The following is a 13,409-nucleotide window of genomic DNA, read 5'->3' as shown; positions in this document are numbered from 1 at the left end:
AAGCGCTTTCTTAAAAAGTAAGATGAGTGTATAATTAAGTTGTAATATTGTCGTTATATATAATTGGAATATTTAGTGAGGTGGATAGTGATAATGGCGCAGCATAATTATATTCTTCACTCATTTGATTGTTTAAATGTATCAACCGCCACCCGTCTTCATGACATGGGCCTTTGTGAGGGCTGTCCGATTAAAGTTATTCAAAGATATCCCTTTCACGGACCTGTAATAATCGAAAATGATCATCAACGAATCGGGTTACGGTACCAAGTCTTTGCATCGCTAACGGGGGTCAATGATAAATGACAACAGTTGCACTGATTGGAAATCCAAATACAGGCAAAACGACCCTTTTTAATTCTTTAACCGATAAGTACGCTTATGTTGGAAATTGGACCGGTGTGACCGTTGAGAAAAAGCAGGGTAATCTCAAGGGAACTGATATCACAATTATCGACCTCCCCGGTGTTTACTCGCTTGACCCGTTGACGAAAGACGAAGCAGTGGTAACAAACTATTTGTTGCATAACCATCCTAGTATGATCTTGAATGTGACAAACGCAAGCCAGTTAAAACGCAACCTCTTATTAACAATTGAAGTACTTGAGCTTGGGTACCCAGTGGTTTTAATTCTTAATATGATTGATGATCTTCGCCGTTCAGGGTATGAGTATGATTTAAAATCGCTAGAACAGGCACTAGGCTGTAAAGTAACTACTACTAATGCCCGTGGCCATCAAGGGATTGATAGGGTGCGCGAGAAAACTCTTCAGCATAAGTCTCTTCCACCCACACGATTATCTTTGCAATATCCACCGATGATTCAGCAGGCAATTAGACAAGCTGGGACTGCTCTTAATAAAGACTTTGGGTATTCACCACAAGTTGCCCGTTGGCTTACAATTCAATATATGGGAAATAATAAGGTTATCCGGGAGGTAGCCAAAAAAGAAAAACTAACCCCGCTTCTTAACCAAACGAAATACTACGATGCACAGAAATTTGCCGATAAGATCTTTAACACGCGCTTGCAATTCATTGAAAAAACACTAAATAACGCGCGGCAATCAATAGCTGGCAACAACCATGTAGAACTAACCAACCGAATTGACAAAATAGTTACTAATCCTATTTTAGGTTTACCAATTTTTGCGTTAATCTTCTTTGTGATGTTCAAACTCTCTTTTGACTGGGTGGGAACACCATTATCTGATATGCTAGATCGATTTATTTCTGGTCCCGTTTCTTCTACAGCTAATCAATTACTAATAAATCTTGGCGCAATTCCCGCTTTACGTTCGTTGATTATAAACGGAATTATTGCCGGGGTTGGTGGTGTGCTGGCTTTTATTCCCCAAATATTTATGCTCTTCGCTTGTATCTCGCTTTTAGAAGACTCGGGATATATGGCACGAGCAGCGTTAGTTACGGACCGAATAATGCAAATGATCGGGTTAAATGGAAAATCTTTTATTCCGTTAATTATCGGATTCGGGTGCAATGTGACTGGGATAATGGCTGCACGGACAGTAGAACAGCCTAAAGAACGGCTGATCACGACTTTGATCATGCCATTTATGAGTTGTTCGGCGCGACTACCAATTTACAGTTTATTTGTTGCGGCTTTCTTTCCGCGCCATCAGGCAGTAATTGTGCTCTCAATCTACTTTCTTGGAATCATCATTGCCCTAGGGATGGCAAAGTTTTATCAAATGGTTTTCCATGTTCAAGAGAGTTCTGTTTTTGTCGTTGAACTACCCCACTACCACCTTCCGCGTCTTGATATAATTTGGCAAGGAACTTGGGATAAGGGGAAAGGATTTATCAAAAAAGCCGGTACTATTATCTTTGCGGGAACTGTTCTTATTTGGGTATTATCGAGCTTTGGCACTAGTGGTTTTGTCACTAATTCGGCAAATAGTTTTGCGGCTGACCTAGGACGAATTCTTGTTCCAGTATTTAAACCAATCGGCTTGGTTCAATGGCAAGCAATCAGTGCTTTATTTACTGGTATTCTAGCTAAGGAAGTAATCACTTCTAGCATGATGGTGATGTTTCATACAAGTAGTAAGGCCTTTTTAATTGCATCATTAGGTCAATTTATGTCACCGCTGACGGCCTATGCGCTATTAATTTTTATTTTGTTGTATGCACCCTGTTTTGCAACCTTAGCAACGATCAAGCAAGAAACCGGATCAACTAAGTGGATGATTTATTCTGTTATTTCTAGTTTAGCGATTGCTTATAGCATCGCCTTTATCGTCTTCCAAGTTGGCCGAATCTTTTGGGGGTAATTAAGATTGAAATTATTTATTAACATTATCATTGCGATTATTGCATTGGCTATTTTTACTCTTATTAAGACATTTCAACGCGAAAAGCAAGGTAAGTGCGCGGCGTGCGATTATGATTGCGAAATCAAAAAGCAATTAGTTAAAGCTAAAAAGTAACCCTCGTTAAGTTATAATACAAATACAGTAAGTAAATAGGCTCCAAAGCTCGGAAAAACCGAACTCTGGAGCCTTCTTTATGCTTCCTATAAGCTAACCACGTGTCGACGAAGCGTAAGCACGTTTCCTTTTTTATTTAGATAATGCCTGTTGCAAAATAAATCGACGAATTTTGCCACTAGCGTTTTTGGGTAACGATTGAACATAGAAGTAACGACGCGGAACCTTATAATGTGCCAAGTGCTGATATCCATAATCAATTAATTCTGTTCCTGAATATTGCTGGTCACTAACAAGAAACGCAACCGGAACTTGCCCCCATTCGGGATCGGCTTGTCCTACAACTGCCACCTCTTTAATGCCGGGATATCGTTGGTATACCTGTTCAATTTCTTGTGGAAAAATATTTTCCCCACCCGAAATTAGCATCTCATCAAGCCGTCCATCAACATAAAGGTAACCATCATCATCTACATGACCAATATCACCTGTCTTATACCAACCGTCAATCATTTTGGCCGGTAATTTTGCCGGTAAATTAAGATAACCAGGGGTCAGCGCTGGGGTTTTTAGGAGAATTTCGCCCTTATTGCTTAATTTCAATTGGGTTGTAAACAACGGCTGTCCAACTGAACCAATCTTTTTTAAAGCATCTTGGGCCCGTAAAGCAATAATCTGTGAACATGTTTCCGTCATTCCATAACATTGGACAACTGGAATTTTTGCTTGTAAACATTGTTCAAGAATGGAACGATTGATTGTTCCGCCACCAAGCAGCATGCAGCGAAAATCTTTATTGTAGCGCTGATGGCTCATTTTCTGCTGACTAACCAACTTCTTTAGCATAAAAGGAACAACAGACATAATTGTAACCGGTTCATTTACGAGAATTTGTTCAATCGTAGTAACCCTGAACTTATCTACCAGACGAACCGTCATTCCATATATTAGGCCTCGCATAATAATTGAGAATCCACTAATATGAAAAATTGGTGCTACGCATAACCATTCATCATGAGGGGACAAGCCAAGATTAAGGGCCGATGCTACAGCAGAATAAAAATGATTGCCAAACGTTTGTAAAACCCCTTTAGGCTTCCCAGTAGTACCCGAGGTATACATAATACTAGCGACCTGATCTAATTTAAAAGTTGCAACTAAAGACGATGATTTAACTATTGGCTGTTTTAAGAACGTACTATATTTCTTAAACGTCCTCCCCATCGTTGCTCGCCACAGTGAATCTTCAACTAAACATAGCAGAAGGTCGCTATCAGCAATTTGCCGGTGCAGTTCCTCATCAGCTAGCCGCCAATTCAACCATACAATCGATCGGCCACTGGAAATAATGGCAAGAGCAAGCTGATAGCTCATGAGACTATTTGTCGCAAGCAATCCCACCTTATCACCAGGATTAAGCTGATTAAGCTTTCCAACCAGTTTTTCAACCCGTACTTGGAGATCTGCAAATGTTAATTGTTCATGCCCGTCATCAACGGCAATATGGGCAGGTTGCGTTTCAGCCTGTTTTAATAACCAATTCTGCGTTTCCATACCTAGGCCTTCTATGGAAATTTAGGGAACTGGTCAAAATCTGGATCGCGCTTTTCATTAAAGGCATCGCGGCCTTCCTTACCTTCATCAGTAGTGTAGAAAAGCATAGTAGCGTCCCCGCCAAGTTGTTGCAAACCAGCAAGACCATCTGTGTCGGCGTTCATAGCAGCTTTAATGAAACGAAGCGCTGTTGGCGACTTCTTTAGAATTTCGTTACACCAATCAAGGGTTACCGATTCGACTTGATCTAAGGGAACAACCTTATTAATCCAGTTCATTTGGTATGCTTCGTCAGCACTGTAAAAGTGATTGAGGAACCAGACTTCCTTTGCTCGTTTATGACCGATTACGCGGGCAAGGTATCCTGAACCGTATCCAGCATCAAAACTCCCAACTTTGGGACCAGTCTGCCCAAATTTAGCATTATCAGCAGCAATCGTTAAATCACAAACTAATTGTAGAATGTTTCCGCCGCCAACGGACCATCCTTTTACCATTGCGATTACCGGCTTGGGAATAATCCGAATTAGGTGTTGCAAGTCAAGAACATTTAACCGAGCAATTTTATCTGGGCCAACATATCCGCCATTACCACGAACACCTTGATCACCACCAGATGAGAAGGCTTTGTCTCCGGCACCCGTTAGGATAATCACACCAATTGTGCTATCATCACGACAGATGGTAAAAGCATCAATCATTTCTTGAATTGTTACCGGGGTGAATGCGTTCATCTTTTCTGGCCGGTTCATTGTAATTTTTGCAATCTTTCCGGCACGTTCAAAAATAATTTCAGAATAATCTTTTACCGGTTGCCAATTAACTGTTGTCATGTATAATCTACTCCTTTTAAGTGAGGTTAATAATAATGAACCTATTAGAAAATTTAGATATCCAAACTCAATTAGTCACAGCTAGCAAGTGTATCATTACCGTCAAAGTCAGTGATAAACTTAAACAGCCCTACGGCATTGTCCATGGTGGCATCAACGCAGTTCTTGCAGAAACCGCTGCTTCGCTTGGCGCCAATCAATGGTTAGCTGATCATCATCAAGATCAAATAGCTCTCGGAGTTAATCTTACCACAGAGCATTTGATTGCGGTATCATCTGGATATTTGAAGGCTGTTGCAACACCGATCAAATGCGGTCGGCAAATCCAAACCTGGCAAACTAATATATACTGCAATCAGCAACAAACAAGTACCAGTATTATTACCTTAATCAATCGTCCTCATCCTTAGAAATGAAGCTTTCCAAAAATCCCTAATCATTATTTTAACTAAATTATTATCAATGCAATTATTGTCAATATAAAAAGTAGTTATGTACCTTAAATTATATAATTAATCCTCTTAACGTTCGATTGACCGTTCATAATCCAACAAATTCTTCGTTGTCGCACAATAGGACATTTGATAAATTATTACCAGCGCGAGGCGAACTGAGTGATAAAAATTTAAACCGTTTTATCTTGCCTAAAATGAGGAATGAGCGCCTGGTTTTAGGTCGTCAGTTTACCTATTTGGGGAGAAAAAGTAAATAGGAAAAACGCTATGATGGGAAGCATATCGCGTAATATAATAGTTTTATAAAGGAGAGCATTTTTAGTATGCGCTTCAGAGAAGATGAAGAAAAATATCTTGACTTAATTGAAAAGAGCCGCCTAGGGAGTAGCGAAGACTTCCAACAATTATATCGGCGTTATTGGCCACTAGTACGACGTTTATGGCAACGTTATAATATTGCTGGATTAGAACTTGCTGATTGGGAACAAGAAGCTCAGGTGGTCATGCTGGAAGTTATTCGGCTTTATAATAATCAAGGTCCACGAATGTTTAGCTGTTTTCTTAAAGAATGCCTTACAAATCGAATCAGGGACTTGCAACGGCAATCACAAGCAGGAAAACGAATTCCAACCGAACGTCTTTACGCCCTGACTGACGAGTACGCAGAAGTAATAATTGATTTCTGGCATCATTCACCAGATGAGATTATTTATTGCCGACAGAGTATTAAAAAACTCCTCCATAATTGTTCCCAGTTTGAGCGTAAGGTGCTTAATTATTTGCACAATGGCTACTCCATCGAAGAAATAGCCATTTCCCTTAAATGTCCCAAACGCAGTATTCAAAGTGCGCTTCACCGTTGTCACCTTAAATTAATCCAAGTTTTGAGCAAAGAAAAATAACAAATATAACTATGACCAATGCACTTCTTATAATTAGAAGAAGCATCGTCATAGTTTTTTTGCTAGAATGGTGAAGATATCCTAAAGTTAATACAAGGAGTAGTTTATGGATTTCTCATTTAAAAAACGGCATGTTAAAAGATTATATTGCGAATATACAATTCTATTCGTCTTTTTAGCAGCCTGTATCTTTGGTACCTACCTAGTAACTGGCCATACATTTATTCTTAGTAAAGATGCGTTGAACCAGCACTTACCGTTATTAGCCAATTATCGTGAAGCCCTTATTAATTTTTTTCACCACCCCCATTTAAACTTTTGGTCGTGGCAGATGGGCCTAGGCAGCGATACTTTTCAAGTATATTCCTATTATACGATTGGTGACGTCTTTGCTTATCTTGCGCTGTTGTTTCCAGCTGCGAAGATGACATTAGCTTACCAAGTTATCAATATTATTCGGATGTATTGTGTCGGCCTAGCATTTGTATACTTTGCTCAGCATTTTAAATTTCGAAATAGTGTTATTCTGATTGGAACAACAGCTTATCTCGTTAACTCATTCTTGTTATATGCGTGCGTTGCTCAACCGTTCTTTACTACACCCTTTATCATTTTTCCACTGATTATTGTGCAAATTGAGCGCGTCCTCCAGGGAGGGTCTGCATGGCCGCTTGCGGGCGCATTTACCTGGATGCTTATTAGTAATTATTACCTTGCATATGTCTTAGGAATTGGTTCTGTCCTTTACCTTATCTTGCGCGTGGCTACTCATTATCGTCAGACGCTTGATTATGGACGAACCTTGCTTAAACTTGCCTTTGCAACAATCACTAGCATCCTTTTATCAGCAATTTTATTAGTTCCAGAGATTATTGCGGTAACAAATTCAACGCGGACCGGTTCTTTATTTGCAAACGGGCTAAAGACTTATCCGCTTTATTACTACCTTTTCCTGCCAAAATCCTTAATTAATGGTGGACAGTGGTATTTTATGTTTTGGTCGGCGTTGGGAATTGTTTCAATCGGGTTTATCGCCCTTGTATACATTTATTCGCGTCCCCGCAAATATCCTTTGATTTCGATTAGTCTTGGTCTTGCCCTAATCATGCTCTTGATTCCGGCAGTCGGTGCCTTTTTTAACGGAATGATGTCAGCCTCAAATCGGTGGACCTTATTAATCTACTTACCATTAGCAATGGCAATTTGTATCCTAGCAGAAAATATCCCAACACTTGACCACCATACCTTAGCAATTCTAAGTTGGGCCACAGGAATATACCTCGTTATCCTTATTGCCACTTTCTTCTTTGAAAATGAGGACGACATCTTTATGCCGGTTATTTTCTTAATTGGCTCATTAATGGCAATTTGGATGATTCACTTTCATAAGGTTAATCATCCCTACCGCTGGCTACTGGGGATCGTAATGCTTAATGCGGGCTTTAACGCAATCTATGCCGCCTTCCCTTACAATGGCGACTTTTCTAGCAGGATGCTCAGCCGTGGTGAATACCAAGCAATTGCTGCTAACCGTTATGGAAGCCTTGATAAGGACCTTGCCAAAAGCCCATTTTATCGGGTATCAACAATTAGTCAGAACAAAATCATCGATGGTCCCAACCTTGATAACGACTTAACTTCCGGACTTCACAATATCGACTCTTATTATTCTTTACAAAATAAATATCTCGGTTTATTTAATACCAGTCTGCAAAATAATCAATATCAAGCAAATATTCCTATTCGGCAAGCTGATGACCGAACAGTAATGGATAATTTCTTGGGGGTAAAATATCTCTTTGTTCAAAGTGACGGTGATAATGCCACTAAGATTCCGGCAGGATATTTCTTAGATAAGGCTACAGACCCTGTTATTAATTACGACAAAAATCAACCAAGCAATCCAAAAAGCAAGGATGATTTTGTCCCTACGCAGACAATGCGTTATAAGACTGATTACGCCTTCCCCCTACTTTACTGGCAAGATAGCTATATTAGCAAACACACTTACCACAGCTTATCGCCAACCGAAAAAGAACGGGCCCTTGCTACTGGCGTTTTAGTAAACAGTAAAAAAGAGCTTAAGGGAATTAAGGCAGCTAAACTCAATCTGCAAGTTTATCCGCTTAAAAGCGAGTTAATCTCAAACCGGCTAAATAAAGTTAATCCGGCAAAACTCAAATACACGGACAGCGAAGAAACTTACCAGCTTCAATTACCAGAATTACAAAGCAAAAAAATGCAAAAAAAACTAGAAGGCAGCGAGTTACACATTGAATTTGCTAAAATTAAGTACACCCCCTTTTCAATGGATGATCAAATCAAGTATGAAGAAGCGCACTTAAAGGAAACATCTACTAACCCGGGAAGTGTAATTAACCAACGCTACACTCATTATCGCTATTGGCGTTACCACGTCTTAAACGGGTCGCCAGACATTAGCTTTAAGCTTAATGTTAATAGCAAATTTGGAACGTCAACAATTGAGCAAGCGCGCCAAAGTACCCTCTCACTCTTTAAACACGTCACAAACTCAACCTTGAATATTGGATACTACGATGGCAAGTTGTCAAGTGCATTAACCTTCCAACCATCCAAACTCGGAACATACCAATTAAAATACCGTGTAGTTGCTGAAAAGCTTGATAATAACTACTATCATGAAGTCAAGGCACTGCAACAACACCAGCTAAGGGATGTAAAGTTTAAGCGTAATCAGGTTAGCGGACAAATCACAACTAGCCGAGCTGGTGTTCTTACTTCTTCAATCCCTTACTCCAGTGGTTGGACAGTTAAAGTAAACCGCAAACCGGCTTCAACCCTCCGCACAAATCAAGCCTTTTTGGGTGTCTACTTACCAGCAGGTACTCACCATATCACGTTCTCTTACCAACTACCTGGTCTTAAAACAGGAGCAATTATTAGTTTAATCGGTCTTGCATGGACGTTGGCTGCCGCAGTTATTACAAGTATTTGGATAAAAAAGATAAAATAAAATTACTGAAATCTTGCATCCCGGCTAAGAGACGCTTAAGATAAAAATAGATTTTTAATAGCTAGGAGAAAGATTGTGCATAATAAGTTTACGTATATCATATATCAAATCATTATGGCCTTACTGGCAGTTGTGTCAATAGTGATGTTGATTGCTTATTATGCTAATCGGATCAACATTGATGCCTATCCTTACAATATGATTGATAATGGTATTTGGTTCATCTTTTTTGCTGATTATTTTATCCGACTCATTCTAGCGCCAAATAAGCGTGAATTTATTCGTAATAACGTTTTCGACCTCCTATCAATTATTCCAGCTAGCAGTCTGTTCTTCTTTTTCCGCATCGCACAAGTCGGCCGAACATTTCGCCTGCTAAAACTTATCCGTATTATGCGCCTAGTTGGTTTTACGGGGCGGTTAGGAGTGTTCTTCGAGCGAAATGAACTGCTTTATTACCTATATATCAGTATTGCAGTGATTATGGTAGCCGCGGCAATGTTTTGTATTTCAGAAAAAGTATCATATGAGACTGCATTATGGTGGGCAATTACAACTGCCACCACGATCGGCTACGGGGATGTAATTCCCAAAACAGGAATTGGTCGCGCCGCAGCAATTGTTTTAATGCTGTTAGGGATTGGCTTTATTGGGATGCTAACCAGTACCATCAATGAGTTCTTTGCTAAAAAAGACGAACGGAAGATTTCCGCCCAGTTAGTCAAAATCCAACATGAAAATCGCCAACTAAAGGCTGAGTTAGACGAAATCAAGCGTTTGATTCAGAAAAATAAACGTTAGCAAATAACCTCCATTCAAGGTTTTATCCAAGAATGGAGGTTATTTTTAATTTATTTGTCGACTTAACGAGATCATCTCTAGTAAGCTTTGTGCAGTGATCGCTCCTTCATTACCCACTTTGAGTCCCGCTCGTTGCATTGCTTGTTCAATGTTATCGGTAGTAAGGATGCCAAATGTAATTGGAATATTGCTCGTTAAGTTAAGATTCATTACGCCGCTAGCAACATTTTGACAAATTAAATCGTAGTGATCTGTTTCACCTTTGATAACAGCGCCTAACGTCAAAATGCCGTCATATTCCTTTTTTGCCAATAATTGTTTCGTCATAAACGGAATTTCAAATGCTCCCGGCACATGGTATACATCAACGTTTTCAAGGTCAAACTTAGCTAACATTTCGGTAGCTCCCTGCACTAATTGTTTAGTGACAGTTTCGTTAAAATCAGCAACAACAATCCCGATTTCTGCACTTTGAACATTAAATTTCCCAGTAAATTCTTTCATGATTAAGCCTCCAGATTCAGTAAGTGATGAAATTTATTTTTCTTTGTGATTAAATAATTCTCGTCATAGTTATTAGGTGCGATTTCTAATGGTATCCGTTCATTGATTTCAATATCGCCAAGTTGTAATTGCGCAATTTTATCGGGATTATTAGTAAGTAGGTTAATCTTGGTTATCCCTAATTGATGTAAAATCGCAATTGCTTGGTCATACTGCCGTTCATCAGGCGCAAAACCTAATTTTTCATTGGCCTCGACAGTATCATAGCCGTGTTCTTGCAAATGATAGGCTCGCAACTTGTTTGCTAAACCAATTCCTCGTCCTTCTTGACGCAAATAAATAATAATCCCGCTGCCGTTTTTCTCAATTCGGCGCATTGCTTCATGAAGTTGAGGACCACAATCACAGCGAAGGGAACCAAGAACATCGCCAGTAAAGCATTCTGAATGCATGCGAACCATTACAGGAGTAGTTGGATCAATATCTCCTTTTATCAGCGCTAGATTATTGTCATCAAACCATCGTAAGCGAAAGTCACCATACTGAGACGGGAGATGCACCTCTTCTACTGGTTTGCTCGCTAAACTTTGCCGGTATTCCTGAAGTTCTTTGATCGTAATGATGGGTAAGCCAAATTCGGCTGCTTTCTCATGAAGTTCCACTGATCGCGCCATTTCACCATTGTCTTTTAAAATCTCACAGATATAAGCAACTGGTTCCACTCCAGCCAAGCACGCAAGATCAACCGCAGCTTCAGTATGACCATCGCGTTCTAATACCCCATTTTTCTTGGCGACCAAGGGAAAGATATGGCCTGGCTTGTAGAAATCTTCGTTCTTAGCAGTTGGCGCGGCAAGATGAGTAATGGTGCGCCAACGATCAAAGGCTGAAATTCCCGTTGTTGTCGAATGATGGTCAACGCTGATCGTAAAAGCCGTACCAAAAGGATCCGAATTATCAGTAGTCATCTGAGGTAATTTCAGTCGTTCAGCTACTTCCGGTGCCATGGGAACACACATCAATCCACGAGCATACTTAGTCATAAAGTTAACTTTTTCAGGGGTAGCTTCACTAGCAAGCCCCACCAAATCGCCTTCTGCTTCGCGGTCTGCATCATCCATGACAATTGCTAAACCACCTTCTTGCAAATGCTTAATCGTTGCTTGAATTTTCTTTACATCCATTATTTTCGGCCTCCTAGTAAATTTGCGACTACATATTTGCCTAAAATATCGGTTTCTAGATTAACTTCATTCCCTACTTTAAGCGTATCTAAGTTAGTCACGAGTTGAGTGTGTGGAATCAGCCCAACCGTAAACCAGCCATTACCAGTTTCCATCACTGTTAAACTTACGCCATTAATTGCGACACTTCCTTGCGCTACCACTTGACCATGCAGGCGTTGTGGAAGACTAAATTGCACTTCAATAGCATTTTCATTGACAGTCCGCTTTAAAACTCGTGATAGTTCGGCAACATGCCCCGTTACAATATGACCTTCTAGCCGGGCGCCAACTTGCAATGAACGTTCAAGATTTACAAGGGACCCTTTTCCCAAGTTTTTGAACGTTGTCTTTTCAAAAGTTTGCGGCATTAAGGTTGTCGTAAATTGATTATTTTTAATACCTACTACCGTTAAACAAGTGCCATTTACCGCGATTGAATCTCCCAGTTGGACCGTAGTTAAAAAGTCATCAATTCGCGGAGTAACCACTAGTTCAATTGTTTCTCCTTGCAGGTTGATTTTTGTTATCCGACCAACTCCTGCTACTAAACCACTAAACATATTCCATCTTCCTTCCCGCAATCCTAATATTATTTTCTAAAACTTTAATTTCCTGATGGGCTAAATGTAATTGATGAGGTGACTCCATCCCTGGTACGCCTTTTTCGCCAAGCATCTGGGGAGCTAAATAAGTAATAAGTTCTTCAAACAACCCTTCCCATAAAAAGGCTTGATGGACAGTCGGACCCCCTTCCACATAAACAGATTGAATTTCTCGACAACCAAGTTCATGCAAGATGTCGTTAATTGACCACGTCCGGCGATAAAATACCCGAATGCCTTTAGCAAACTGATCTTGTAGCGAACTATTTTCCGTAAAAATCCAAGTAGGTGCCTGCCCGTCAGTCAACAAGTGTAAGGTTGGATTATCTTTTAAACGTCCCCGGCGGTCAAGAACAATCCTTACTGGCGGAAACTTTGTCGGACTAGTCGTTAATAAAGTTGGATTATCGATAATTGCGGTTTGGCTTCCAATCAAGATTCCTTGAAAATTGCCACGCTCGGTATGAACCATTTTTGCCACAGCAGAATTAGTAATCGCCGTTCGTTGACCTTTTTCTGCGGACACGCGATAGTCAAGACTCACTGCTTGTTTTAAAGTTACCCATGGTCGTCGGTACCGATAGAAAAAATCGTAATGCGGATTTAAGGCCTGTGCTGCTTCTTTAAGGACGCCCGTTTTGACAATAATATTTTGCTGTTGAAGCGTAGCAATCCCTTTCCCGGTGACAAGCTGGTGCGGGTCTGTTTCCGCAATCACAACCCTCCTGATACCCGCGTCAATAATCGCCTGACTACATGGTGGTTGTTTCCCATAGTGATTGCAGGGTTCCAACGTGACATAAAGAGTTGCTCCCTGTAACTGTTTCGGCGTAAGTTTACCTATTGCATCCCGTTCAGCGTGAATTCCACCGTATTCGTGAGTATGACCTCGCACTAAAACTTGACCATTTTTCACAACAACTGCCCCAACGCGAGGATTTTTCCAGGTTTCATTGCCAGCCTTTGCTGCTTCAGCGATTGCCATTTGCATGAAATAAGCATCTTCCACTCTAACCATCCTTTCCAAAATAAAAACGCCCTAAGATTTCTCTCGGGACGTTAAATAGTGGGTATACACTTTCTGGTA

13 protein-coding genes are annotated in these 13,409 nt (G+C 40.3%); 7 read left to right on the top strand and 6 right to left on the bottom strand.

Translation table 11 applies throughout. From position 1 onward, the window contains the following. The first annotated feature begins 93 nt into the window (after nucleotides 1-93). From DTK66_RS06435 to DTK66_RS06425, 3 genes are read left to right on the top strand one after another with little or no spacing between them, the layout of a single operon-like run. Nucleotides 94-306 (top strand): FeoA family protein, encoded by a 213-nt coding sequence (locus DTK66_RS06435; protein ID WP_191668142.1) that lies wholly within the window; start codon nucleotides 94-96, stop codon nucleotides 304-306. Then, complete coding sequence (gene feoB / locus DTK66_RS06430) at nucleotides 303-2,294, top strand: ferrous iron transport protein B (RefSeq protein WP_191668141.1); 1,992 nt, start codon at nucleotides 303-305, stop codon at nucleotides 2,292-2,294. Before DTK66_RS06435 ends, feoB begins: the two co-directional genes overlap by 4 nt. Nucleotides 2,295-2,300: 6 nt before the next feature. Further along, nucleotides 2,301-2,450, top strand: a complete 150-nt coding sequence (locus DTK66_RS06425; protein ID WP_191668140.1) for a FeoB-associated Cys-rich membrane protein — start codon at nucleotides 2,301-2,303, stop codon at nucleotides 2,448-2,450. 132 nt (nucleotides 2,451-2,582) lie between these two features. On the opposite strand, the gene DTK66_RS06420 is transcribed toward DTK66_RS06425, so the two are convergent. Both DTK66_RS06420 and menB read right to left on the bottom strand, forming a co-directional pair. Then, nucleotides 2,583-4,004: an o-succinylbenzoate--CoA ligase gene (locus DTK66_RS06420; protein WP_191668139.1), complete on the bottom strand. Its 1,422-nt coding sequence runs from the start codon at nucleotides 4,002-4,004 to the stop codon at nucleotides 2,583-2,585. Between the two features lie 11 nt (nucleotides 4,005-4,015). Further along, on the bottom strand, nucleotides 4,016-4,837 hold the full coding sequence (gene menB, locus DTK66_RS06415) for a 1,4-dihydroxy-2-naphthoyl-CoA synthase (protein WP_153930276.1): 822 nt from the start codon (nucleotides 4,835-4,837) through the stop codon (nucleotides 4,016-4,018). Between the two features lie 35 nt (nucleotides 4,838-4,872). Between menB and DTK66_RS06410 the strand changes: the two genes are divergently transcribed. The 4 genes from DTK66_RS06410 to DTK66_RS06395 all read left to right on the top strand — a co-directional run bounded on the left by DTK66_RS06410 (nucleotide 4,873) and on the right by DTK66_RS06395 (nucleotide 9,990). Then, nucleotides 4,873-5,247: a PaaI family thioesterase gene (locus tag DTK66_RS06410; RefSeq protein ID WP_153930277.1), complete on the top strand. Its 375-nt coding sequence runs from the start codon at nucleotides 4,873-4,875 to the stop codon at nucleotides 5,245-5,247. Nucleotides 5,248-5,615: 368 nt separating this feature from the next. Continuing rightward, nucleotides 5,616-6,194: an RNA polymerase sigma factor gene (locus DTK66_RS06405; RefSeq protein ID WP_191668138.1), complete on the top strand. Its 579-nt coding sequence runs from the start codon at nucleotides 5,616-5,618 to the stop codon at nucleotides 6,192-6,194. Between the two features lie 106 nt (nucleotides 6,195-6,300). Further along, the gene (locus DTK66_RS06400) at nucleotides 6,301-9,189 is read left to right on the top strand and encodes a YfhO family protein (RefSeq protein ID WP_191668137.1); all 2,889 of its coding nucleotides are present in this window, start codon (nucleotides 6,301-6,303) and stop codon (nucleotides 9,187-9,189) included. A gap of 75 nt (nucleotides 9,190-9,264) precedes the next feature. After that, a complete protein-coding gene (locus tag DTK66_RS06395; protein WP_191668136.1) occupies nucleotides 9,265-9,990 on the top strand; it encodes a potassium channel family protein in 726 nt (241 codons plus the stop codon). A gap of 45 nt (nucleotides 9,991-10,035) precedes the next feature. Here DTK66_RS06395 and ribH read toward each other — a convergent pair whose 3' ends face one another. Genes ribH through ribD form a run of 4 tightly spaced genes read right to left on the bottom strand, consistent with a single transcriptional unit; the run spans nucleotide 10,036 to nucleotide 13,331 of the window. Beyond that, nucleotides 10,036-10,494, bottom strand: a complete 459-nt coding sequence (ribH, locus tag DTK66_RS06390) for a 6,7-dimethyl-8-ribityllumazine synthase (protein WP_153930280.1) — start codon at nucleotides 10,492-10,494, stop codon at nucleotides 10,036-10,038. A gap of 2 nt (nucleotides 10,495-10,496) precedes the next feature. Next, complete coding sequence (ribA, locus tag DTK66_RS06385) at nucleotides 10,497-11,678, bottom strand: GTP cyclohydrolase II (RefSeq protein ID WP_191668135.1); 1,182 nt, start codon at nucleotides 11,676-11,678, stop codon at nucleotides 10,497-10,499. Further along, on the bottom strand, nucleotides 11,678-12,280 hold the full coding sequence (locus tag DTK66_RS06380) for a riboflavin synthase (protein WP_191668134.1): 603 nt from the start codon (nucleotides 12,278-12,280) through the stop codon (nucleotides 11,678-11,680). The genes ribA and DTK66_RS06380 overlap by 1 nt, the downstream gene beginning before the upstream one ends. Further along, nucleotides 12,273-13,331 (bottom strand): bifunctional diaminohydroxyphosphoribosylaminopyrimidine deaminase/5-amino-6-(5-phosphoribosylamino)uracil reductase RibD, encoded by a 1,059-nt coding sequence (gene ribD / locus DTK66_RS06375; RefSeq protein ID WP_191668133.1) that lies wholly within the window; start codon nucleotides 13,329-13,331, stop codon nucleotides 12,273-12,275. Before ribD ends, DTK66_RS06380 begins: the two co-directional genes overlap by 8 nt. Between the last annotated feature and the right edge of the window lie 78 nt (nucleotides 13,332-13,409).

Source organism: Limosilactobacillus walteri (assembly GCF_014830205.1).
GTDB lineage: Bacteria > Bacillota > Bacilli > Lactobacillales > Lactobacillaceae > Limosilactobacillus > Limosilactobacillus walteri.
The sequence above is the reverse complement of the archived record's forward strand: the minus strand, read 5'-3'. Positions and strand labels throughout refer to the sequence as shown.

Coding starts and splice junctions, on each gene's coding strand:
- DTK66_RS06435 (WP_191668142.1), top strand. CDS start 94: ATGGCGCAGCATAATTATATTCTTCACTCATTTGATTGTTTAAATGTA.
- feoB (WP_191668141.1), top strand. CDS start 303: ATGACAACAGTTGCACTGATTGGAAATCCAAATACAGGCAAAACGACC.
- DTK66_RS06420 (WP_191668139.1), bottom strand. CDS start 4,004: ATGGAAACGCAGAATTGGTTATTAAAACAGGCTGAAACGCAACCTGCC.
- menB (WP_153930276.1), bottom strand. CDS start 4,837: ATGACAACAGTTAATTGGCAACCGGTAAAAGATTATTCTGAAATTATT.
- DTK66_RS06410 (WP_153930277.1), top strand. CDS start 4,873: ATGAACCTATTAGAAAATTTAGATATCCAAACTCAATTAGTCACAGCT.
- DTK66_RS06405 (WP_191668138.1), top strand. CDS start 5,616: ATGCGCTTCAGAGAAGATGAAGAAAAATATCTTGACTTAATTGAAAAG.
- DTK66_RS06400 (WP_191668137.1), top strand. CDS start 6,301: ATGGATTTCTCATTTAAAAAACGGCATGTTAAAAGATTATATTGCGAA.
- ribH (WP_153930280.1), bottom strand. CDS start 10,494: ATGAAAGAATTTACTGGGAAATTTAATGTTCAAAGTGCAGAAATCGGG.
- ribA (WP_191668135.1), bottom strand. CDS start 11,678: ATGGATGTAAAGAAAATTCAAGCAACGATTAAGCATTTGCAAGAAGGT.
- DTK66_RS06380 (WP_191668134.1), bottom strand. CDS start 12,280: ATGTTTAGTGGTTTAGTAGCAGGAGTTGGTCGGATAACAAAAATCAAC.